Source organism: Desulfobaccales bacterium (assembly GCA_041648175.1).
Taxonomy (GTDB): domain Bacteria; phylum Desulfobacterota; class Desulfobaccia; order Desulfobaccales; family 0-14-0-80-60-11; genus 0-14-0-80-60-11.
In genome coordinates this window covers 110,336-130,543 of record JBAZPO010000013.1, presented here as the reverse complement: position 1 = coordinate 130,543, position 20,208 = coordinate 110,336, and the positions used below count along the sequence as shown (strand labels likewise).

The following is a 20,208-nucleotide window of genomic DNA, read 5'->3' as shown; positions in this document are numbered from 1 at the left end:
CCCCCCGCAGCGGGGGGAGAGGGGAAAATACATTACCGAACTTATGAACTGGCGTACTTAGAATATGGTGTAGATGAAGGGCGCGATGGCCGAACCGCTGGCGAAGATCATCAAAGCGCCAAAAAACAAGAGCGTCAGGATGATGGGCAGCAGCCAAAATTTTTTCCTGACCTTGAGGAAGCCCCACAAATCCTTGGCAAAATTCATAACGTCACTCCTTGGGAATGAGTTTATAGTTCAATGTTCAAGGTTCAAAGTTAAGGCCTGTGACCTGACCTTGAACTTTGAACTTTGAACTCAATAAGGGTTCTCCAGGTCTTTTCCCTGGATGACTCCTTGGCGGACGATGAAGACCGAGTCGCGGCCTTGTTTCCATTGTTTCAATTTCAGGGCGTCGGCGCCGCCCAGGCGCCGGATGAGGCCGACGGGAGTGACCAGCAGAAAATACAACACCGTCAAGATGACCCGGGAGACGACGCGGCTCAGGACATGGGAGAGGCCGAACCAGAGGGTGGCCAGGGGCCGAAAGGCGTTGGGCCAGATCATGGTGATGAGCAACAGCGTCAGACTCACGGGGAGGAACTTGGGGAACTTGGGGAACTTGTCCCAATAGCCCAGAAGCAGACAGATCAACACCATGGCCATGCCGGTGTCCTTGGCTTGCTCCTTGGTGGAGGACAACAGCCAAGCCAGGGGTTTGCTGCGGAGTTTCTTCTCTTTTGCCATGCTGTGCTTTAACCCTTAAGCTGTAATAGTTTATTTTACCACACTATGATTATTCTTGGCGCAATTTTGGTGGGAGGTGCATACGCGAGACCGTCACGCCTGCTTAACGCCAGCGGTGGGCGGGGTGAGGGGTATCTGGCTGGAGGTGGCGGCATTGATCCACCGGAGCAGGGCTTTTGGCGATTCATGAACCGCAGGACTCCGGGCAATCTGTGCTTCCCCTTCTCCCCCTTTCTTGCCATAATATTACCCGAAACCAAAAAGAATTTCGAGACATTCAATTCCTAAACGGCGTGATAGTTTTATGTCCCAGTTATATCTTAAAAGAGTTTTGTAGGGGCGCACCTGCGTGTGCGCCCGCAAATAGGGCGGACACATAGGTCCGCCCCTACAGGATTCCCCGAAATATCTTAAAAAAAACATCTGGACATCACACTAGGAGGGACCATGAGCGCCATGATACCTGATTTGGAAGGTTATTTCCGAGGCCTGGCGCCCTTAGGCGATGCCTTGCTCTTGGAGCTGGAGGAAGAGGCCAAACGTGAAGCCATCCCCATCGTGGGTCCGGTGGTGGGAGAGCTGCTCTTTGTTTTGGCCCGAGCCACAGGTGCCACCCGTATCCTGGAATTGGGCACGGCCACGGGGTATTCCGGCATTTTTCTGGGGCGGGCCTGCGCTGAGATCAACGGCCGGGTCGTGAGCCTGGAGTACGACGAGGCCATGGCCGCCCGAGCCCGGGCCAACCTCGCCCGGGCCGGACTTACGGACGTGGTGGAGGTGAAGGTGGGCGAGGCCCTGAATCTCATGGCCGCGATGGGCGAGACCTTTGACCTGATCTTCCTGGACATCGACAAGGAATCCTACCTGCCGGCCCTGTCCCTGGCCCGCGGCTTGTTGCGCTCCGGTGGTCTGTTGGTGGCGGACAATACCGGATTCACCGGAGCTGCGGACTTCAACCGGGAAATCTTGAGCCACCCCGCCTGGCGCGCCGTTCACCTGCTCAGCTTCCTGCCCCGTCATTCGCCGGAGCATGACGGCCTGACCCTGGCGGTGAAGGTGGCCATGTCCGGGAAGCTTTGGTAGAGCGGATTAAATGCAATGCAGGGGCGGGGAGACCCCGCCCCTGCGAGTGGTGCCCAAGCAGAGCTTGGGCGGAAAATAGCGTTCCCAAGTGCAACTTGGGAACGAGGGCGTAAGCTGGAACTTGGGGAACGAGAGCGTAACGAGGCGCAATAAGTGCTGAATGCGGCTATTGCGGCGTCAAAAGCCCTTTTAGGCGGTTGGCGATGATCCGGGCTGCCATTTCGGAGCCGGCGTCGTTGAAGTGGACGATATCATAGAGGTAGTGCTTATTAGGGGGAATCTCTTTGGCCAGGTCGATGACCATGACGTGATTTTTCCGGCCCACTTCCCGGATGGTGTCGTTAAAGGCATCGTACAGATCTTTAAGCTGAGCATAGCCGATGCCGGTATCATTGCCGTAGCGCCCGATGTAAGCCGCCACCACCGGGTCGGGATGCGGTGTGATTCGGTTGGCCTGGGTCATCAACACCGGGATAATCTCATGGGCCTGGCAGATACAGATCAGCGCCTTGAGATTCATGGCGAATTCACGCACAAACGTTGTCTTATCAAACGTCAGCTTTTTCCCCCGGACGCCCATAAATTCATCCCATGGCTTACTGGCCAGTCTTTCTTTTAAAACTCGATAAGCTTGATTCAATTCGGGGAAAAGAATCTCTTTCAAAAGCTTGCCCACCAGCCTGGTCTTTTTTAAGGTTTCCAGGGGCGCCCGGGCGTTATGCTCGTTCCAATACGTGCCTTCATAGAGGAGGGTGCTCAGGTCGTTGATGTTCTCCATGAAGACAACAACTTGCGGATGCAACGGAATTACTTTGTTGATCAAAAGATCGATGGCGTGCAGGGTGTTGTTGCCGGACATCCCGCCGTTGTAGGAATTGATCTTTGCCCCCGTCTCCCCCTCGAGAATCTTCCCCACCAGATAAGGAAAGCGGTGGTCCTCGTCCATATACATGCATTCGGTGGTGGACCCTCCCAGGAAGACGATGACCTTATCGGGGTGGTCATATTTTTGGGAAGGGGCGATAAAACCGTTTTTGTCGATATCAAAGCGGTATTCTTTGTCAAAGACATTGTCGGTGTAGGGCAGATGGCTTTGCGGCAAGGTCATCAGAAGGCGGGTGCCGGGACGGTACTCTCGCAGCCGGATATATCTAATTTCGCCTTCGGAGGATAAGACTATCCCTTTGCGATGGTTACGGAATTGGAGATATTGTTCTGCGGCAAAGGCTGCGGCCAGCATCAGAAACAGGGTAAAAAAAACCAAGGTCTTCTTGGGGTTGCGGTGAAACCAGCTCTCTGAGCTAGCGTTTGGGGTCTCCGGCATGAATAACTCTTCCCTGGCCATAAGGATAAAGCATGCGTGAGCGCATGGCAAACTCTTTCCCTGGGCCAGCCTGCGGCGGAGTCCGTTCCCTTCGAAAAAGACTTTTCCTCACCGGCAGCAGAAATATCTGATATATATAAAAGGTTCAGGCAGCCGTGGTCGGGGACCTGGAAAAACTTACGATAAGGCCGCATTTGATGCTTGTGAGCAGCCCTAGCCAGCCGTCTACCCCTCACCCTAACCCTCTCCCCTCAAAGGGAGAGGGGAATAAAGGAATTGAGTCCGCGCCTGCCCGCATCCTCCAGAAGTTCGCCTACCTGCTCAGCGCCCGGTGGTTCCGGGAGGCGTTGCAAGCCGTTTTCCTCATTTACCTGGCCCGGGTCAGTTCCACCACGTATGGGGAGTTTATGCTGGCCATTGGCTTGGGCAGCATTCTCCTGCTGGTGGCGGAATTCGGCCTCAACCTGCCGCTGGTTTCCCTGATGTCCAAAAAGGACGGAGACCCGAACGCGGCCTTGAGCCAGGTGACCATCCTCAAGGGAGGCCTGCTGGTGCTGGCGCTCCTGGGGGTGTTGGGTTTTATGGAGTGGCAGGGCTACTCCTCGTCCCTGAAATACGTCATGTTCATGCTGAGCGCCGGGGTCGGGCTGGAGGCCCTGTCCAATACTTTTTTTGTGGCCTTGCAGGTCCAGGGCCGTCAGGACCTCCAGGGTAAGGTTGCGGCCCTGGCCGCGGGGTTGGGCTTTGGCTATGGTCTGATCGCCCTGGCTTTGGGCGCCTCAGCCCCGGTGGTAGCTGCATTCAAGCCCATCGAAAGCCTGGTCAATTTAGGGGGCAGCTTCATCCTGGTGCGCTCCCAGGGGCGCTTGCGGCTCACGCTGCCCTCCCTGGGACGGCTGGGGTCTACTCTGCGACTGGGGATGGTGTTTGCCGTCATCGAGGTCTCGGCCATTCTCTATAACAAGGCTAACCTCTTTTTTCTCCAGAAGTATGCCGGGGCTCACGGGGTGGCGCAGTATAGCGTCACCTGGCAAACGGTGGACGGCATCTCCGGGCTGGTCTCCGGCCTGCTCCTGCAAAGTATCCTGTTTCCGCTCTTTGTGCAGCTCTGGGAGTCGGACCGCGGCCGGGTCTCCCAACTGGCCCAAAACACCGCACGCTGGCTTTTGGCCGCGGCCTTAGGCGTCATGTTTGTGCTGTTCATCGAAAGTGACCGTATCATCACCTTGATCTACGGGCCCAACTATGGAGACGCTATTTGGCTGCAGAAGGTCCTGGTAGTGACCGTTGCTTTTGCCTTTCTCCACAACCTGGCGGGATTTCTCATGGTCAGTATGCGGCTGCAGCGGTTGCTCCTGATCTTTCACCTGTGCGGCCTGGGGTTCAATCTGCTCTGGTGCTCCCTGGTCATTCCCCGGGCGCCCCTGCTGGGGGCAGCTCTGGCCATGGTCCTTACCAAGGGTGGAGTGGCCGCACTCACCGTGACTTTTTGCCAGCGCCGCCTGGGGCTCTTTACCCGGCGCCCGATGTTCCAGTTGGGCATTGCCGTCCTGGTGGGGGCTCTGCTTTACCTGGCGGGACATGGCCGCCTGCCCCGGGAAGCGGCCGAAGCCCTGGCCCTGGCCCCGACTCTGGGTCTGGCAGCCAGGTGGTGGCTGCAGAGGGGAGACGAGACCCGAGAGGCCTAGCCCCTGAAGCTCTTGCATTCCCATAGACCCATGAATAAGTTAGTTACAATCAATTTGATACAGTTCATAGCAAACGTATAAGCGAGGCAGGCGAACCATGACCGCAGGAAAAATTGCTTGACCACTTTGATGTTGGGCTCCATGGCGCTGGAACTCTTGCTCCTGCTGACCCTGATGCTTTACAGCCGCGAGCATGTGCGCCGGAGTTTTCCAGGGCGGCGGCCTGAAACCGTGTTCTGGCCGACCTACCCCAAGGTCGCGGTCATTGTGCCCCTCACCGGGAACTCTCCGGAGATGCCCGCGGCGCTGGAATCTTTGCTCAGCCAGCCCTATCCCGACTATGAAACCCTGCTGGTCACCCGGGACCCGGAAGACCCCGCCACACCGTTGGTGCGGGAGCTCTTGTCCCGCAACCCCCGAGTCCGCCATATTGTCAGCGGCCCGACCACAACCGGCTCTCAAAAAAACCACAGCATTCTGGCCGGCATCGGGGCCGTGTCTGATGATGCGGAAATCCTGGTGTTTTGTGACAGCACTCACCAGGCCCCGCCCAACTTTCTCCGGGATCTCATTCACCCGATAGTCACCGGCCAGGCGGTCATAACCTCGGGGTTCCACCGCATCATTCATGGCGATACCCGCATTTCCACGCTGGGGATGCTCCAGACGGTGCTGGCCCTGCATCTGCTACATGGTATTCCTGCCATCGCCTTGCCCTGGGGCGGAGCCATCGCCATGCTTCGTGCCGCGTTCCATGAGCATGGGCTGGCGGGTGTCCTGAAGGAAAATGTCCTGGACGACTTTCCCATGGGCCAGCGCTTGTTGCGCTTCGGCATCCGGTCCGTGCCCGTAGCCACCGCGATTTTGAATACCGATCTCAGCGGGCAGACCCGGTGCGGCTGGGAGACCTGGTTGACCCGGCAAATGTTATATCTGAAATATTGCCTGCCCGGCACCTGGTTGGCCGCGGCGCTGGTGGTCTTACTGTTAGCCGGCCCCATTCTCCTGGCAGGCCTCGCCGGCCTGGGTGGGATCTTGGGTATGGTGGCCCCGCCTCTGGCCCTGGCAAGTTGGGGATTTTTACTGGCTTTAACTGCTTTAGGGGCCTGGTTCCGGACCCTGGTGCCGGCACAGGTTCCTCTGGGGCGCTGGCTCTTGGGCTTTTATGCCAATATTTTCATGGCTTGCTGGTGTTACCTCAAGACCTGGCTAACGAATATTATCGCCTGGCGGGGCATCTCCTACCGGGTCACCTGGGGCGGCCGGGTTAGGCAAGTTATCGTGAACTCATTTATAAATCGCAACCTGCATTGATCCCGGGTCGATCCCGGATCGGACCGTCTTCATACTATGGCTAAAATTCTCTATGGGGTCCACGGCATCGGACATGGCCACGCGGTCCGGGCTCTGACCATTGCCCGGCACTTCGCCGAACATGAGTTTCTCTTTGTCAGCCACGACACCGGGGCCGCCATCCTGAGCCGGGAATTCCGGGTAGAGGAATGTCCCAATCCGCCCACGGTCATCCGGGGCCATCGGGTGGACTTGCTCGCCACGGTCATGGGCAGCCTTCAGGTTAGGAGCCAATCCAGGGGGCACATCCGCCATCTTTTGGACCTCATGGACCGGTTCCAACCCGACGTCACCATGAGTGATTATGAATATTTCCTGCCGCGGGCAGCTAAACGGGCCGGGGTTCCCTGCCTGTCCATCGACCATCAACACGTCATCACCTGCTGCCGCCACAGGGTCCCCTGGACCCAGTATCCCAGCTACCTATCCACGAGTTACGCGGTGGGCTCCATGTTTAGCCGGGCTTCGGATTATCTGGTGATTTCTTTCTTCCAAACGCCGGTGAAACCCGGGGCCAGGGCCAAAGTTCTGCCGCCGCTGTTGCGGGAAAGCGTGCTGCAGCGAAGGCCCGCCCTGGGCGAGCATGTGGTGGCGTACCAGGGGTATACCACCTTCAAGCGCTTTTTTCCCTTCTTGAGCGCCATTCCCTCAAAGGTGATGGTTTACGGCTTTAACGAAGAGCGCATCGAGGGCAATCTGCATTTCAAGAAAAACTCCGAGGCGGGGTTTCTGGATGACCTCTCCACCTGCCGCTACGTGGTGTGCGGGGGCAGCCACACCCTGATGTCCGAGGCCCTGTTTTACGGCAAGCCGGTGATCTCTTTTCCCATCAAAAATGCCTTCGAGCAGTTCTTGAACGCCCTGTATATCGAGCGCCTGGGATATGGCCGCTCTCTCATGGGCTTTCATCCCCCCCCTGAGATCATCCCTGAGTTCGAAGCCCGCCTGAGCCACTACCGGGAGAATATCCAGACCGGCCGGTTCTGCGGCAATGAAGAGATTTATGCGGGGGTGGAGCAGTTTATCCGTGAGAAAAAGTTGGATTATTGAGGGGAGAAACATGGGGATTTATGCAACCTCTTGAAATCCCCCCTAACCCCCCTTTTCCAAAGGGGGGAACTTAAGCGGTGCCCAAGCAGAGCTTGGGCGGAAAGTGGCGTTCCCAAGTGTAACTTGGGAACGAGGCTTAGTCTTAACGGCGGGATGCGCTGCGCTTTCCCGCCCTACATTTAGCGCCTCTTCTCCTGGAGGAGCCGGTCCAAGAGAGACTCGTATTGCCGGGCCATGGTCTCTAAAGAGAAATGCTTGACGGCCCGTTCCCTGCCGGCTTTGCCCATGGCCTGCCTGGCATCGGGGTCTGAAGCCGCCTGGCTCAGGGCCGCAGCCAGTGCCGGGGCATCCCCAGGATTCACCAGCCAGCCGGTCCGGTTTAATTCCACCAGTTCGGGGACCCCGCCCACCCGGGTGGCTACCACCGGCAAGCCCGCGGCCATGGCCTCCAGAACCACGTTGGGGAGGGCTTCGGTCCGGGAGCTGAGCGCCAGGAGACTGGCTTGCTGGAGCAGCGGGCGCAGGTCTTCATTGGTGGGTAAAAATTTAACCCGGTCCCCGGGCAGGAGTCGCCGGGCCAGACCCTTGACCTCCGCCAGGCGGGGGCCATCTCCCACCAGCCACAATTCCGCCTCGGGGTAAGCCTTGGCCGTCAGGTGAAAGGCCGCCAGCAGGGTATCATGGTCTTTTTCCGGCACCATCCGGGCCACAGACAAGACCCGGGGCGGGCCGGCGGCCGGGCTCGCGGGGGGCTGAAAATAGTCCGTATCCACACCGTTTAAGATCGTGGTCAGGCGGGCTGCCGGAACTCCGCAAGAGTCGGTCAACACCCGTTGAATGGCCTGGCTGTTACACAAGATATGGTGGGCCAAAGGCCAAAGCCGGCGCTCGTATTGCTGCCGGGGAGCCCCGCCGCCCCGGCAGTTGCCGATAATCAGGGGGACTTTGGCCAGGCGGCCTAGCATCCGGCCCCAGATATTGGGCACTACGGTGAGAGGCATGAGCACATCGAGGTGCTGATTCATAAGCCGCCGACCCAGACGGGCCAGGGCCCCGGGCCCCACCTGTTGGCGCCGCCCCAGCCGGATCACGGGGATGCCGTGGCGCTCTGCTAACGGCATCAATTGCTCCCCCGCGGCCAGCACCCAGATCTCGACCTGAAAGCGCGCCGGGTTGAGCCGCCGGGCCAACTCCAGGGTTTGGCGTTGGGTGCCGCCGAAGGTTAAATCTTGGAGGAGGAAAACCAGGCGGGCCGGGCGTGAAGGGGCGGAAGCGAGTCTGAGAGAAACGGGGTTGGGGGAGTGAGAAGGGGCCTGCCCCCTACCCTCTCCCCCAAAATTTCTGTGCATCTTAATACCCCATCAGGCCACAACAGCGGGAGCAGACGGGCATCAGGCCTTCGGTAGCCAGGCTCTGGCGGAAACGCACGTAGGCCGGGGAATTCCACAGTTCGGTAAGCGTTGCCTCTTTGATGTTGCCCACCACATAGTCATGATAATCCCGGCAGGGCGAGAGATCGCCGTTGCTATCGATTTCGGCAGCCGAAAATATTGAGATGCACTGATTGAAGCCGAACCGGGCCTGGTGGTCGGTATAATAAGTGCGCAAATCGTCCTCGCCGATCACGGAAGGGATCAGAGAAACCGGGGGTGCGGTGGACGACCGGGACATTTTCAGTACAGTCTGTAACTGGCGGTCCAACTCCCGGTAATCATCGGGGCGCCAGCCTCCCACCCAGCCCTGGTGAAGCGTGGGACTGAACCCGAAGCGCCGGCTAAAGTCCGCTTCGTGATTCTTAACCGCCTCCTGGTCGATCCACCAGGAGAGGTAAAAGATAAAGAGGTCCACCTTATCCCTAAAGGACTCATAAATGTCCACCAGGTTCCGGAAATTATGCTGGGAGACGGTGGTGAGAGAAGCAATCAGGGGCAGAGTGCTGCGGCGGTCCCGGCGGGCCTCCCCCACCGCGGCCAGGCCGGCTTGAATATCGGCAAAGTTGTCGGCGCCCCCCACCCCCGGGCGCGCCTGATTATGCCGGGCGGCATCGGGACCGTCGATGGAAACCTGCAGAAGAAACATGGGGGCCTTAACCAGCCTGTCTGCGGCCGCGGCAATCCGGGTGCCGTTGGTGGCGATGGCGGTGGGCAGCCTAAGTTTGGTGGCCGCTTCGATCAACTCGAGCGACCCCTCATAAAGCATGGGTTCGCCGCCCCACAGGTAGACCGTGGGATGGTGGCCGTGCTGCACCAAGTCCCGGAGGATTTCCAGGTACCGGTCTAAAGAGACTTCGTTCTGCTTCAAATTCCGCAGATTGCTGCCGTGCAAGAAGCCTTGGTCGCCCCATTGCCCGCAGGTGTGGCAGCGCAAATTGCAGATGTCGGTGATCCGCAAACTCAACTGGCGGATCTTTTTGGCCTGCCCGGTTTGGGCCTGGGGGTAGAGCACATTGAAGAGCCACTTTTCGCCCTGGATAGTGGCCAATTTAGTGCTGATCCAAGGATGCTTTGCCAGACGCCGGAAATTTTTAACTACCACCCCCAGCGCAATCCTGCTTCTTGTATGCATGAAAACCGCGTGCCTCGATATTTGATATAATGAGTGCACCGGGGCCGGTATACTCATTGCCAAAAGTTTTTCTTAATTAACCCCTGACCCTCTCCCAAAAAGGGAGAGGGGAATAAGAGGAAAAGAACTTTTGGCAATCGCTATAAGTCCCGATTTATTTGCCATTATATCCCATTGCGGCGGAATCCCCAACCCTTTGGAGAAAGAATGGTCTTGACAACCGTCCCACGCCGGAACAGATTCCTTAAATACCGTTTTCGGTTTAAAGAAATACGAACATCCAGTTAAGACAAATTATAAAATGAGACTTATCCCACGATGAGACCAACCTCATGAGAGCCTTGGTTTATTACCGTTCAGTAGCCCGCTACCTGTTGGCCAAAGGCCTGAACCGCTTCTGGCCCCGGACCTTTTTTGGCCGGCTGGCGCCCCTCAGGCTGCAAACGGTGGAATTCAACCCCCCCGGGCCGCCTTGGGTGGTATTGCGGCCCCTTATGTGCGGCATCTGCGGCTCGGACCTGAACCTGCTGAAAGGGGCGGAGTCTTTCTTACTGGAGCCCTACGCGTCTCTGCCGGCGGTGCTGGGACACGAAGTGGTGGCAGAAGTGGTAGAGTCTTCGCCGGGGTCGGAATGGCGCGTCGGCGACCGGGTGGTGGTGGAGCCGGTGCTGCCCTGTGAAGTCAGAGGCCTGCCGCCATGCCCAGCGTGTGCCGCGGGGGAGTACAACCTCTGTGAAAATTTTCTGAAAGGCGACCTGCCTCCCGGGGTGATCCTGGGCTTTACCCAGAGGGTGGGGGGCGGCATGGCCGAAATGATGGCCGCCCACCCCAGCCGGTTGGTGCGGGTGCCTGACCACGTCCCCGATGAGGTGGCGGTGCTCACCGATTCTCTGGCTTCAGCGCTGCAGCCGGTCCTGGACCACTTTCCCGACGATCGGCACATCGTAGTGGTTTACGGTGCCGGCATCATTGCCCAGCACCTAGTGCGCCTGTTACGGGTCCTGGGCTCGGAGGCCCGGATAATAGCGGTGGCCCGCCATCCTTTTCAGGCCGAACTGGCCCGGGAGGGCGGCGCGGAGGTCGTGCTGTCCAGCCCCAGCCGGGCCGAACTGGGCGAGGCCGTGGGGGCCAGGCTGGTGCCCACCACCTTAGGGGGCGGCAACCTGGAAGGTGGCGCCGACCTGTTCTTTGACTGTGTGGGCGGGCAAAGCTCACTCCAGGAGGGACTTCTGGCTTTGCGCGGCAGGGGGACTTACGTTCTGGTGGGAACCGCGGGCGCCATAGGGCCGGTGGACTTCTCCAGCCTGTGGTTTCGGGAGCTGACGCTTACCGGATCTTCTATGTACTCCCACGGCGTTTTTCGGGGCCAAAAAGTCCGCACCTATGAAAAAGCCATGGAACTGCTGGCCCGGGGGGATTACCCTTCCCGGGGTCTGGTCTCCCACCTTTTTCGCCTGGAGGATTACCGGAAGGCTTTTCAGGCGGCCTTCAACAAGCGCAGCCACAAAAGTCTTAAAGTGGCCATTGACCTGCGGGGCCGGTGAGTAGGGCCGGGGGGCGGGACTCCGTGCCCACCGCTGCCATAAGGTAATGGTGCGTAAGACGCACCCTACGGAAAATTTTTCGTAACAGTAGCTGGGAAACCAGAAAAAAACGTCTTACATGAAACTAGTGATCTCCATCGATGTGGAAGAAGAGGGACTGTTTTTTGGCCACTATCCCCGGACGCCCCCGGGAGTGACCAACGTGGCGGAACTTTCGCGCCTGGCGTTCATCCCCGAAGAATTCGGCCTGCCCCTGACGCTTTTGGTCACCTACCAGGTGGCCCGGGACCCCGCGGCCTGCCGGGTCCTGACCCGGTGGCGAGATCGTTATGGGGCGGAGATCGGGGTTCATTTACATCCCTGGAACACCCCGCCTTATCTTGATCTGCCCGACCCCGAACCGATATCCTCCGCAAGGCTGCCCCGGGACCTCCTCCGGGATAAATGCGACAATTTGCTCCACCAGATACAGACCAACCTGGAAGATGCGCCCCGGTCCTTCCGCATGGGCCGGTTTGACGCGGGGCCTCAGATATGGGGTTTGCTGCCGGAGTTCAATCTCTCGGTGGATAGCAGCGTGGCGCCTCTCACCCCCAAGGGGGCTGAGGCCGGCTATTTCCTTGCCCCGGCGGACCCTTTTGTGCTGCACGTCCCGGGACAAAACCACCACGAACTTCTGGAGGTTCCCGTCACCATGGTGCCGGTGCTGGCCGGGACGCCGGGATTAGTGACGCGGCTGGCCGCGGTGTTGCCTCCAGCCTGGGGCCGGTGTCTGCGCAACTCGTTCCGGTATGTGGGCGCGGCCGGGGTGCAGCCGGCCTGGTATCCCCTGGCTTCCATGCGGCTGGCGGCCCGCCTCCACCGGAGCCGGGGCGGCCGGGTCCTCACCATGTTTTTCCACTCCTCTGAGCTCAAGCCCGGGGCCTCCCGGCTTTTTCCCGCTGAAATTGCGGTCCAGCGGTTCGTCGGCAAGATCCGTTCCTTCCTCACCTGGCTGGTGCAAACCGGGCCGGTGGAGGGCGTGAGGTTGTCAGATTTGCGAGAGGATAGGGACGATTAAGGGGGAAAGAAGGCACCGCGACCATGATAAAAAAGCCTATCACTTTTCAAGGCTGCTTGGAAAATTTCGGCGTCAGGTCTAGTAACCCCGCTCCCGGGTGTCCAAGCACAGGCTGGAAAGCCTGTGCTCCCGGTCTTTTCATTATTTTGAGAGAGCTAAGGGCTCAGGAGTTCTGATTGATTTCCTTCAGGGAGAAGAGGGAAGCCGGGCGGAGGTGTAGTAATCCTGGGGGATCAGGCCCCGGCCGTGGGACGAGAAGATGCGAAACGAGCCCCAGCCCCGCTTTTGCAAGAAAAATTCCACCGACGTCACCAGCACTCCCAGGCCGTATTTCACACTCCGGGGGAAATTGATGCTGGAGGCTTCTTCAAAATAGCGTGTGGGACAGGACACTTCACCGATGGGAAAACCGAAGAAAATGACCTGGGCCAGCATCTGGTTGTCAAAGACAAAATCGTCGGAGTTCTCCCAGAGGGGCAGGGTCTCCAGGACTTTCCGGGAAAAGGCCCGAAAACCGGTATGATATTCTGAGAGCTTGGCCCCCAGGAGCAGGTTCTGAAAAAAGGTCAGGCAGCGGTTGAAAAAATATTTATAGGCGGGCATGCCGCCTTGGCGGGTGGCGCCTCCCAAAATCCGGGAGCCGATGGCCACCTCGTATTCGCCGCTGGCCACCAAGCCAGCCAGGGCCGGGATAATTTTGGGGGAATACTGATAATCGGGGTGGACCATGACTACGATATCCGCCCCTAATTTCAGGGCCTCAGTGTAACAAGTCTTCTGGTTGCGGCCGTAGCCCATATTGCGCTCATGCAAAAAACACCGGATGCCTAATTTCCGGGCCACCGCTACCGTCTCGTCGTGGGAGGCGTCGTCCACCAACAGCACTTCATCCACCACATCAAAAGGAATATCCTGGAAGGTGCGTTCCAGGGTTTGTTCAGCATTATAGGCAGGCATAACCACCAACACTTTTTTTCCGGCCAACATACTTTCCATTCTCCTGATTATGAGATATAAATATAGGGTTAAAAGTCGGGTGTTAAAGCCTGCGAATTTCTGTTGCCACACCCGTCACCGGCCCTTAACGGCCCCTCGGGAAAGGAAGTCCCTTCTGACCAAGCTGGCCTGTCTCTTGAAATTCATACTAGGAATTGACTCAGAAAGCAAACCGGGTTTATCTTTTCCCCCCGGCGCTCCTGCTACCTCTGGCCATGGCTTGGGTGAGGAGCCGGGAGCCTAGAGGCATGAAACAGGCTAACGAGTCAAATCCCGGAAAATCAAGGCCGGCTTCTCTTCCGGACCGCCCGTTCATGGTCTTGCTGTTGTTAATGGCCTTGCCGGTCCTGATATTTTGGAAACCGATATTTTTTTATATGATGGATGATTGGACCGCACTCATTGCCATGGTCCAATACCCTTTCGGGCAATATCTGGTCACTCCTGACGGCGAACAGTGGTTCCCCTTTTTTCATTTGATTTATTATGGTCTGGTGAAAATTGCCGGATTACAATACTCGCGCTTGGTTTTGATCAATTGCCTGGGTACCGGGGTGAACGCTTTTTTGGTCTATAGCTTTTTCCGGCGTCATTGGGAGCCTGGCCTGGCTTTAAGCCTGAGCCTCCTTTACGTTATGGCAGCCTTGCATCACTCCATTGCCTGGAACGCCTTCTATTTCGGCTATGCCCTCAGCCTGGGGTTGTTTTTGGGGGCGTTGCTCTTAACCGACAGCTATGTGCGCACCCCGTCGGGAGGCAAGCTCTGGGGCATTGGCCTGTGCGCCGCATTGTCCATTTTATCCCACAATTATCCCCTGATGGGCCTCCTGGCGCTGCCACTGTATGTGCTCCTGATGGGAGAAAAGCGCTCCTGGCGCGCCTTTTGGATGGTTACCGGGGTAGTCGGCGCCGTATATATCGTTTTCATGGCAGGCTATCTCAACTTTGCCGGGGTGCCCGCCGCCACCAGCCATAACCGCGGGGTATTTGCAGGCTTGCCTGGCCCTACTTATTTATTGCACATGTTCTGCGGGGCCTTTCTCGCGCCTTTCTTTTATCTGTTTTGGGGTCACTATCATTTTCCCATCCTGGCCTACATCGCCGGCGCTACCCTGTTGACGTTAAGTTTGGCGGCTATCTGGCGCTGGGGAGGGTTGCCGGAAAGGCACCTGGCTCTCTGGGCCCTTCTGCTTAATCTTCTGCCGTTCTGCCTGATTTCGCTGACCCGCTATCAGCGGCACGTCAGCCAGGCTTATGTGGCCCGCTACGGTATCTTTACCTTGATTGGCGCCCTGCTGCTGGTGGGAACGGCGTGGCGTCTGCTGGCCCCCCGGATTCCCAAAAAATGGTGGGCGCATACGTTGGCGGGGATGCTCCTGGCAGTGATGGTAGGCGGACAGATTTTGAGCCTGCCGCGGTGGACCGCCCAATATCTGGAAATAAGCCGAGCGGCCCAAAAATGTTACACCGCGCTCAACCGTGACGGCGGAGAAGGGGGTGGCCTTACGACGGATGACTTCAACAAATTCTGCCCCACGGCTCATCCCACCATCACCCCCGGGCAGGCGCAGGCGATAAAAAGGCTGTTAAGTGGCAAGCCGGAGAACCCCTAGGCAAACTCAAACCCTGGATTTGCCCTGGGCAATTTATCGCATGGGCAGGTGATGCAAGGAATCGAGCCAGAAATTCGGCCCGCTGCTAACAATAAGGCTGCGATTCTGTCTAAATATGCATATCTGAAGCAGAGCGGGTTCCTCCATTGACTCGGTCTGGCGTCGTATCCTTGTGATTAACCAAGCCAGAGGTAGGGGCAAAAAAAGCGTTAAGATAATAAAAATCCATTGACGTAGTCCAGGCCTTTGATTTCCCTGGATATTTTTCTAAAAATAATGGATAATTAAAAAAAAGCTATTTTAATTCTCACATTTGCCGATATATTGAAAAAGGGGATTTTTTTTATCAAAAAACGAGATCAAATGTGGTAGGATAGGAACCGTAATGGGGGGAATGGGGGAGCTTATCTGCTCAAGAACACAAATCCCATTGACATTTTCTCAAGATAGCAATAAAAAGGTGTAAACCTACCGGAGGGGGAGGGGGTAGAATACCTTTATGACACTTAGAAACCGCTGCCAACCTTTTGCTCTTATGGTCCAAGACGCCAAGGAACAAGGGTTTTACCCTTATTTCCGGCCCATAGACCGATCTTGGGGCACGGAAGTGGAGGTGTCAGGCCGGCGTCTGATTATGATTGGGTCCAATGATTACCTGGGATTTACTCATGATCCCAGAGTAATGGAAGCAGGCGCCAAGGCTGCGAGTCGGTGGGGCAGTGGCCCCGGGGGATCCCGATTCCTATGCGGCAACTTGACCTTGCACGAGACCCTTGAGAATCGTTTAGCCGCCTTTGTGGGCAAGAAAAAAGCTGTGGTCCACGCCACCGGCTTTACTACCAATCTTGGGTCCATAGCCTGTTTGTTGACACCCCAAGATATCATCGTTTGCGACCGTGAAAATCACGCCAGCATCTTTGAGGGGTGCCAGGCCTCACGCGCCCGGCTGATCCCCTTTGCTCACAACGATGCGGCGGCGGCGGCCCGCAAGTTGGCGGCGGCCCGCCAAAAAAGCGCTAACGGGTGCTTGTTTCTGGTCACTGAAGGGGTGTTCAGTATGTCGGGGGACCTGGCACCTCTGGACGAGTTAGTGGCTTTGAAAAAGAACCATACAGACTTGCTCGTGTATCTGGATGATGCCCATGGATTAGGGGTGATGGGCCGCGGAGGACGGGGGACGGCCGATCATTTTGGGCTCACCTCCGGAGTTGACTTTATCATGGGCACTTTCAGCAAGGCCCTGGCGTCCATCGGCGGTTTCATTGCCGCGGATGACGATGCCGTGCTGGAGTATCTGCGCCACCATTCCAAGCCGCTCATTTTTTCTGCGGCGCTTCCGGCCAGCAATACCGCGACGGTAATAGCCTGTCTGGATATCCTGGAGGAGGACCCGGACCGGGTCACGCGCCTCTGGGACATTACTCGGAATGTTCACGCTGGATACCGGGAGATCGGCCTGATCACTAAGAACTCTAAATCCCCCATTATTCCTATTTACATCGGGGCAGAGGAAAAAGCGGCGCTATTCGCCCGCGATATGTTTGACCATGGCGTTTTTGCTCTGCCTGCCATCTATCCCGCAGTCCCCCGTGGGCAAGCTGTGATCCGTACCGCTTATATGAGCACTCACAAGGAAAGCCAGATTAGCTATGTCCTGGATGTCTTGGAAAAATTAGCTAAGAAACACCGTATCCGGGCTTGTGACTTGACACATGGCGATTCTTTCCTGGAGGAGAGCGGTTTTTCCACTACCTATCCCAGTACCAATGGCACAGCAGTCAGCATGCTGGGGGAGTAATTACTGTAATGTCGGAGGTCGCGTCTCTTGAGGCTTAATGACCTCATGCGGGTTAGTGTGCGCCAAGTGGTTCGTCATCGCCGCCGCTATATGGGGGTGGTGCTGGCTATAGCCTTGGGCGTTGCCGGGTTTCTGAATATTGTCACCATGACCCGGGAGGTCAAGAGAAATTTTAATGAAAATCTAGACCTGATTGGCGGGGTCAACATCATTAGAATTTCTTTCGATAATGCCCGGTCTTACCGGCCCCAATGGTTTCGCGATCAGACCATGTCCGCCCTCAAAGGCCTGGATGGGGTCAAAGAATTGACGTTGACTTCCGCCAAGTTTGCCCGAACCAACTGGCATGGCGAGAAATTTGGCTTCAGCGCCGTTGCGGTGGATGGGGCTTTTTGGCAGGTTCGCAATTTCTGGCCACTCACAGGAAGACTGTTCGGCCTCGATGCCGTGACTGAGCGCAAACGGGAGTGTGTTTTAGGAGAGGAACTGGCCAAGAGGATTTTCGGTGACACCCATGTCAGAGGGAAAACGCTGGAGATTAACCAGGAGATTTTCCTGATAGAAGGAGTATTGGGAGGAGTCACCGACAGCACTTTGGCTAACTCTGTGATCCTCCCCATAACCACCGCCGAAGATCGGTTGGCTGGTAGGCTGCTGGCCGATCGCGCCTATGTTCGTTGCAACACCTGGGATGATGTGGCCACGGTAGCGGCAGCGATTCCCGGCATCGTGAAATCTTGTCAATCACCCGAAGAACTTCACGTCGAAGTGGCGTGGGAAGCATTGAAACGGGTGCAGCAGCTGGCATGGTGGATCGAGTTTTTGATTTACCTGGCGACTGGCGCTACTTTCCTTCTGGGAGGCGTCGGCATCTGGAACGTCATGATGGCCGCGGTGACTTCCCGTACCCGGGAAATCGGGTTAAAAAAGGCCATGGGGGCTGAAGATCGGGACATTATGGCGCAATTCCTCTCCGAGGCCCTTTGTTTGAGCGGTGCGGCGGCCCTTTTGGGGGCCGGGTTAGGGCGCATCTTGATGGAAGTCTTGAGTTATATTATCGGAAGTCGCCCACCGGAAGATCTTTTCTTATTCGGAGTGACCCTGGCTTTTCTGTTCGCAGTTTTGATTGGCGTGGGAGCCGGTCTCTATCCTTCCCTCCGAGCCAGCCGCATGGAAGTGGTAACTGCCATTCGCTATGAATAAGTTAGCCCCTGCCTCACAGGGTAACGGCGCCTTGATTCGAGTGGCCGACCTGTGTAAAACCTATGACAACGGGATCGATCTGATCTATGTGCTCCGCGACATCAATCTAACGGTTTACCCCGGAGAAATCGTGGCGGTCATGGGTCCTTCGGGGTCCGGGAAATCCACCCTGCTTTTTATTCTCGGCATTTTTCTCTTTCCCAGCAGCGGCTCATATTTTTTGGGGGGGCAAGATGTGTTCGGCCTGGATCGCACCGCCCAGGCAGAATTTCGCCGCAACCGCGTCGGGTTTGTCTTTCAGAGCTGCGATCTCTTGGAAAACTCCACTGTCTTTGAGAATCTGGAATTCCCCCTGATCTATGCCGGAGTTGAGCGGAAAGATCGTCCCGAACGAATTATCGCCGCCCTGGAACGGGTAAATCTGGGACACCGGATGCATCACTCCTCCAATCGCCTTTCCGGAGGTGAACGCCAAAGGGTGGCAGTGGCCCGAGCCCTGGTCAACCAACCCCAGGTCATCCTCGCTGACGAACCCACCGGTCAGCTGGATCGCACCCATGGTCACCAGGTTATGGATCATTTTGGGGAAATTGTCAGTGACGGCAAGACCGCCATGATAGTGGTCACCCATGATCCCGAGATGGCAGCCAGATGCACCCGGATTTGCTCAATACGAGACGGCGCACTTTATGAACAATGAGACAGCTTTTCTGGAAACCTCGATGGCTTGTCGTCACCATAGCCGGCAATGGTGCTCGTTCTCTGAACGCTATGGCTAACCCTGTTGCAACGGTACGGGGTCACCGCCACATCCTCCCTGAGTTCAGCCCCTGGATCGCCGTAATCATCGCCAAAGTCTGTATTGTAATAACCGTGCTATTGGTCGCGGCTACCGGCGTGATAACGTGGTGCGGGCCGGTCCTGGGTGCCGAACTGAAACCAGATAGCCAGGTTCTGACCTCGTTAAAATCATTGACTTTTGATGATAGCGTCAGGATCGCCATAAACCAATCTCCTGCTTTTACCAAGAGTTCCGTGGAAATTGACATCAGGCGGATGGACGAAACCGACAGCCGCTATGGAATGGTTCCTCCTCTGACGTTCCGCACATTGTATTATGTCAATCGCCCTGAAAATACAGGTTCCAGGCCTTATAGCCTCAGTTTCTCGATGGATCCATATAATCCGTTTGGCACTTACTACAGCCTCCAGGCTCAAAAGTTGGCCACACAAATGGCAATTTTGGGTCATCTCCAAGGTATTTCTAAGGGTATAGAGAACCTGGGCCGGTATTATCTCAATCTGGACAATTTCAAGAGGCAAAAAGTCTATCAGAAAGCGTTAATTAGTCTGAACCGAGAGATTCTCACCTTTGCAGAAAACCGCTTGAGCATCGGAACGGGCACTTCCCTGGAAGCCAAGGTAGCCCAGCAAGAATTGCTATTGTCTCAGAACGAGCTTGAACAAATCGACCTATCCGAGAAACGAACTTTGGCTGGCTTGAAGCTTTTTTTGGGGTTGCCCCCTGCTGCGGAGTTCAGTCCCGATTTGCGAGACATTCGGCATCAGGTGCTGGGCAACTTCAATCCGGCCACCGCTAATTTGGAGCAAGCCAAGAAAAGCTCTTATGACATTAAGGTTGTAGATATCCAAAAGAAACTTCAGGGCTATAAGATCCTGTTGGCCAAGGCCCAGGTGATCCCCAACCTTCTGTTCAGCACCCAGACTCCCGATCCCTTAAATGCAACCACCGGGAATGGCCTTTACGTAGCCTTCGGACTCGAGATCCCGGTGTGGGATGGATTCAAACGGATCCGCAACATCTCCCGCCAAAAAGCCGTCTTGAAACAGGTTGATGCCATCAAAGAAGAGAAGGAGAATTCTCTTGAGAGCAAATGGTTAACTGAAACGGATGTTATTCAAGCGAGCAGCGTGGCCCTTAAGATAGCCCAATCCAGGGAAGAATTGGCCCGGCTCAAGGCTAACCAGAATGAAGTCCGTTATCAATCAGGAGAGGTCACCCTGCCGGTTTCCTTAGAAAGTCGTAAGCAGGTTATAGCAGCCCAAAAGGAAACATTGGGCGCAAACATGGGGTATGACTTGGCGGTTTTGAAACTCCGAGAACTTTCGGGAGACTTAGGCAATACCTATGTTGATGCAAACTCTTGGCAGAAGTAAGTGGTGGGGAGTGGGGGGCTGGGCTTT

17 protein-coding genes are annotated in these 20,208 nt (G+C 56.6%); 12 read left to right on the top strand and 5 right to left on the bottom strand.

Going from position 1 to position 20,208, the window contains the following annotated elements; genetic code table 11:
* Positions 1–228, top strand: a 228-nt coding sequence (locus WC600_12990; GenBank protein MFA4903645.1) for a hypothetical protein, incomplete at its 5' end; no start/stop codon positions are given.
* 69 nt (positions 229–297) lie between these two features.
* Here WC600_12990 and WC600_12985 read toward each other — a convergent pair.
* The gene (locus WC600_12985) at positions 298–726 is read right to left on the bottom strand and encodes a hypothetical protein (protein ID MFA4903644.1); all 429 of its coding nucleotides are present in this window, start codon (positions 724–726) and stop codon (positions 298–300) included.
* A gap of 447 nt (positions 727–1,173) precedes the next feature.
* Here WC600_12985 and WC600_12980 point away from each other — a divergent pair, with 447 nt between their 5' ends.
* Positions 1,174–1,809 carry a class I SAM-dependent methyltransferase gene (locus tag WC600_12980; GenBank protein MFA4903643.1) on the top strand — a complete coding sequence of 212 codons (636 nt, stop codon included), beginning with the start codon at positions 1,174–1,176 and terminating at the stop codon, positions 1,807–1,809.
* Between the two features lie 166 nt (positions 1,810–1,975).
* On the opposite strand, the gene WC600_12975 is transcribed toward WC600_12980, so the two are convergent.
* Complete coding sequence (locus WC600_12975) at positions 1,976–3,133, bottom strand: SGNH/GDSL hydrolase family protein (protein ID MFA4903642.1); 1,158 nt, start codon at positions 3,131–3,133, stop codon at positions 1,976–1,978.
* Between the two features lie 197 nt (positions 3,134–3,330).
* On the opposite strand from WC600_12975, the gene WC600_12970 reads away from it, so the two are divergent.
* From WC600_12970 to WC600_12960, 3 genes are all read left to right on the top strand, one after another.
* Entirely contained in the window at positions 3,331–4,821 is a 1,491-nt protein-coding gene (locus tag WC600_12970; protein MFA4903641.1) for an oligosaccharide flippase family protein, read from the top strand.
* Positions 4,822–4,938: 117 nt separating this feature from the next.
* Positions 4,939–6,135, top strand: coding sequence for a glycosyltransferase (locus WC600_12965; GenBank protein MFA4903640.1), 1,197 nt, complete (start codon positions 4,939–4,941; stop codon positions 6,133–6,135).
* Between the two features lie 36 nt (positions 6,136–6,171).
* Positions 6,172–7,224 (top strand): glycosyltransferase family protein, encoded by a 1,053-nt coding sequence (locus WC600_12960; protein MFA4903639.1) that lies wholly within the window; start codon positions 6,172–6,174, stop codon positions 7,222–7,224.
* A gap of 179 nt (positions 7,225–7,403) precedes the next feature.
* Here the strand turns inward: WC600_12960 and WC600_12955 are convergent, their stop codons facing one another.
* Entirely contained in the window at positions 7,404–8,573 is a 1,170-nt protein-coding gene (locus WC600_12955) for a glycosyltransferase (protein ID MFA4903638.1), read from the bottom strand.
* Between the two features lies 1 nt (position 8,574).
* A complete protein-coding gene (locus tag WC600_12950) occupies positions 8,575–9,789 on the bottom strand; it encodes a radical SAM protein (protein ID MFA4903637.1) in 1,215 nt (404 codons plus the stop codon).
* Positions 9,790–10,121: 332 nt separating this feature from the next.
* Between WC600_12950 and WC600_12945 the strand changes: the two genes are divergently transcribed.
* Positions 10,122–11,333 carry a zinc-binding dehydrogenase gene (locus WC600_12945; GenBank protein ID MFA4903636.1) on the top strand — a complete coding sequence of 404 codons (1,212 nt, stop codon included), beginning with the start codon at positions 10,122–10,124 and terminating at the stop codon, positions 11,331–11,333.
* A 118-nt stretch (positions 11,334–11,451) separates the two neighbouring features.
* Positions 11,452–12,393, top strand: coding sequence for a hypothetical protein (locus WC600_12940; GenBank protein ID MFA4903635.1), 942 nt, complete (start codon positions 11,452–11,454; stop codon positions 12,391–12,393).
* A 186-nt stretch (positions 12,394–12,579) separates the two neighbouring features.
* Here the strand turns inward: WC600_12940 and WC600_12935 are convergent, their stop codons facing one another.
* On the bottom strand, positions 12,580–13,380 hold the full coding sequence (locus WC600_12935) for a glycosyltransferase family 2 protein (GenBank protein MFA4903634.1): 801 nt from the start codon (positions 13,378–13,380) through the stop codon (positions 12,580–12,582).
* 257 nt (positions 13,381–13,637) lie between these two features.
* Here WC600_12935 and WC600_12930 point away from each other — a divergent pair, with 257 nt between their 5' ends.
* The 5 genes from WC600_12930 (at position 13,638) to WC600_12910 (ending at position 20,181) form a co-directional block, all read left to right on the top strand.
* Positions 13,638–15,002, top strand: coding sequence for a hypothetical protein (locus tag WC600_12930; GenBank protein ID MFA4903633.1), 1,365 nt, complete (start codon positions 13,638–13,640; stop codon positions 15,000–15,002).
* A gap of 499 nt (positions 15,003–15,501) precedes the next feature.
* Complete coding sequence (locus WC600_12925; GenBank protein MFA4903632.1) at positions 15,502–16,800, top strand: pyridoxal phosphate-dependent aminotransferase family protein; 1,299 nt, start codon at positions 15,502–15,504, stop codon at positions 16,798–16,800.
* Between the two features lie 57 nt (positions 16,801–16,857).
* Positions 16,858–18,003, top strand: coding sequence for an ABC transporter permease (locus tag WC600_12920; protein MFA4903631.1), 1,146 nt, complete (start codon positions 16,858–16,860; stop codon positions 18,001–18,003).
* A complete protein-coding gene (locus tag WC600_12915; GenBank protein ID MFA4903630.1) occupies positions 17,996–18,703 on the top strand; it encodes an ABC transporter ATP-binding protein in 708 nt (235 codons plus the stop codon). Before WC600_12920 ends, WC600_12915 begins: the two co-directional genes overlap by 8 nt.
* Positions 18,700–20,181, top strand: coding sequence for a TolC family protein (locus tag WC600_12910; protein ID MFA4903629.1), 1,482 nt, complete (start codon positions 18,700–18,702; stop codon positions 20,179–20,181). Before WC600_12915 ends, WC600_12910 begins: the two co-directional genes overlap by 4 nt.
* The last annotated feature ends 27 nt before the right edge of the window (positions 20,182–20,208 follow it).

Coding starts and splice junctions, on each gene's coding strand:
- WC600_12925 (MFA4903632.1), top strand. CDS start 15,502: ATGACACTTAGAAACCGCTGCCAACCTTTTGCTCTTATGGTCCAAGAC.
- WC600_12910 (MFA4903629.1), top strand. CDS start 18,700: ATGAGACAGCTTTTCTGGAAACCTCGATGGCTTGTCGTCACCATAGCC.
- WC600_12930 (MFA4903633.1), top strand. CDS start 13,638: ATGAAACAGGCTAACGAGTCAAATCCCGGAAAATCAAGGCCGGCTTCT.
- WC600_12970 (MFA4903641.1), top strand. CDS start 3,331: ATGCTTGTGAGCAGCCCTAGCCAGCCGTCTACCCCTCACCCTAACCCT.
- WC600_12950 (MFA4903637.1), bottom strand. CDS start 9,789: ATGCATACAAGAAGCAGGATTGCGCTGGGGGTGGTAGTTAAAAATTTC.
- WC600_12980 (MFA4903643.1), top strand. CDS start 1,174: ATGAGCGCCATGATACCTGATTTGGAAGGTTATTTCCGAGGCCTGGCG.
- WC600_12960 (MFA4903639.1), top strand. CDS start 6,172: ATGGCTAAAATTCTCTATGGGGTCCACGGCATCGGACATGGCCACGCG.
- WC600_12940 (MFA4903635.1), top strand. CDS start 11,452: ATGAAACTAGTGATCTCCATCGATGTGGAAGAAGAGGGACTGTTTTTT.
- WC600_12935 (MFA4903634.1), bottom strand. CDS start 13,380: ATGTTGGCCGGAAAAAAAGTGTTGGTGGTTATGCCTGCCTATAATGCT.
- WC600_12985 (MFA4903644.1), bottom strand. CDS start 726: ATGGCAAAAGAGAAGAAACTCCGCAGCAAACCCCTGGCTTGGCTGTTG.
- WC600_12975 (MFA4903642.1), bottom strand. CDS start 3,133: ATGCCGGAGACCCCAAACGCTAGCTCAGAGAGCTGGTTTCACCGCAAC.
- WC600_12955 (MFA4903638.1), bottom strand. CDS start 8,573: ATGCACAGAAATTTTGGGGGAGAGGGTAGGGGGCAGGCCCCTTCTCAC.
- WC600_12915 (MFA4903630.1), top strand. CDS start 17,996: ATGAATAAGTTAGCCCCTGCCTCACAGGGTAACGGCGCCTTGATTCGA.
- WC600_12945 (MFA4903636.1), top strand. CDS start 10,122: ATGAGAGCCTTGGTTTATTACCGTTCAGTAGCCCGCTACCTGTTGGCC.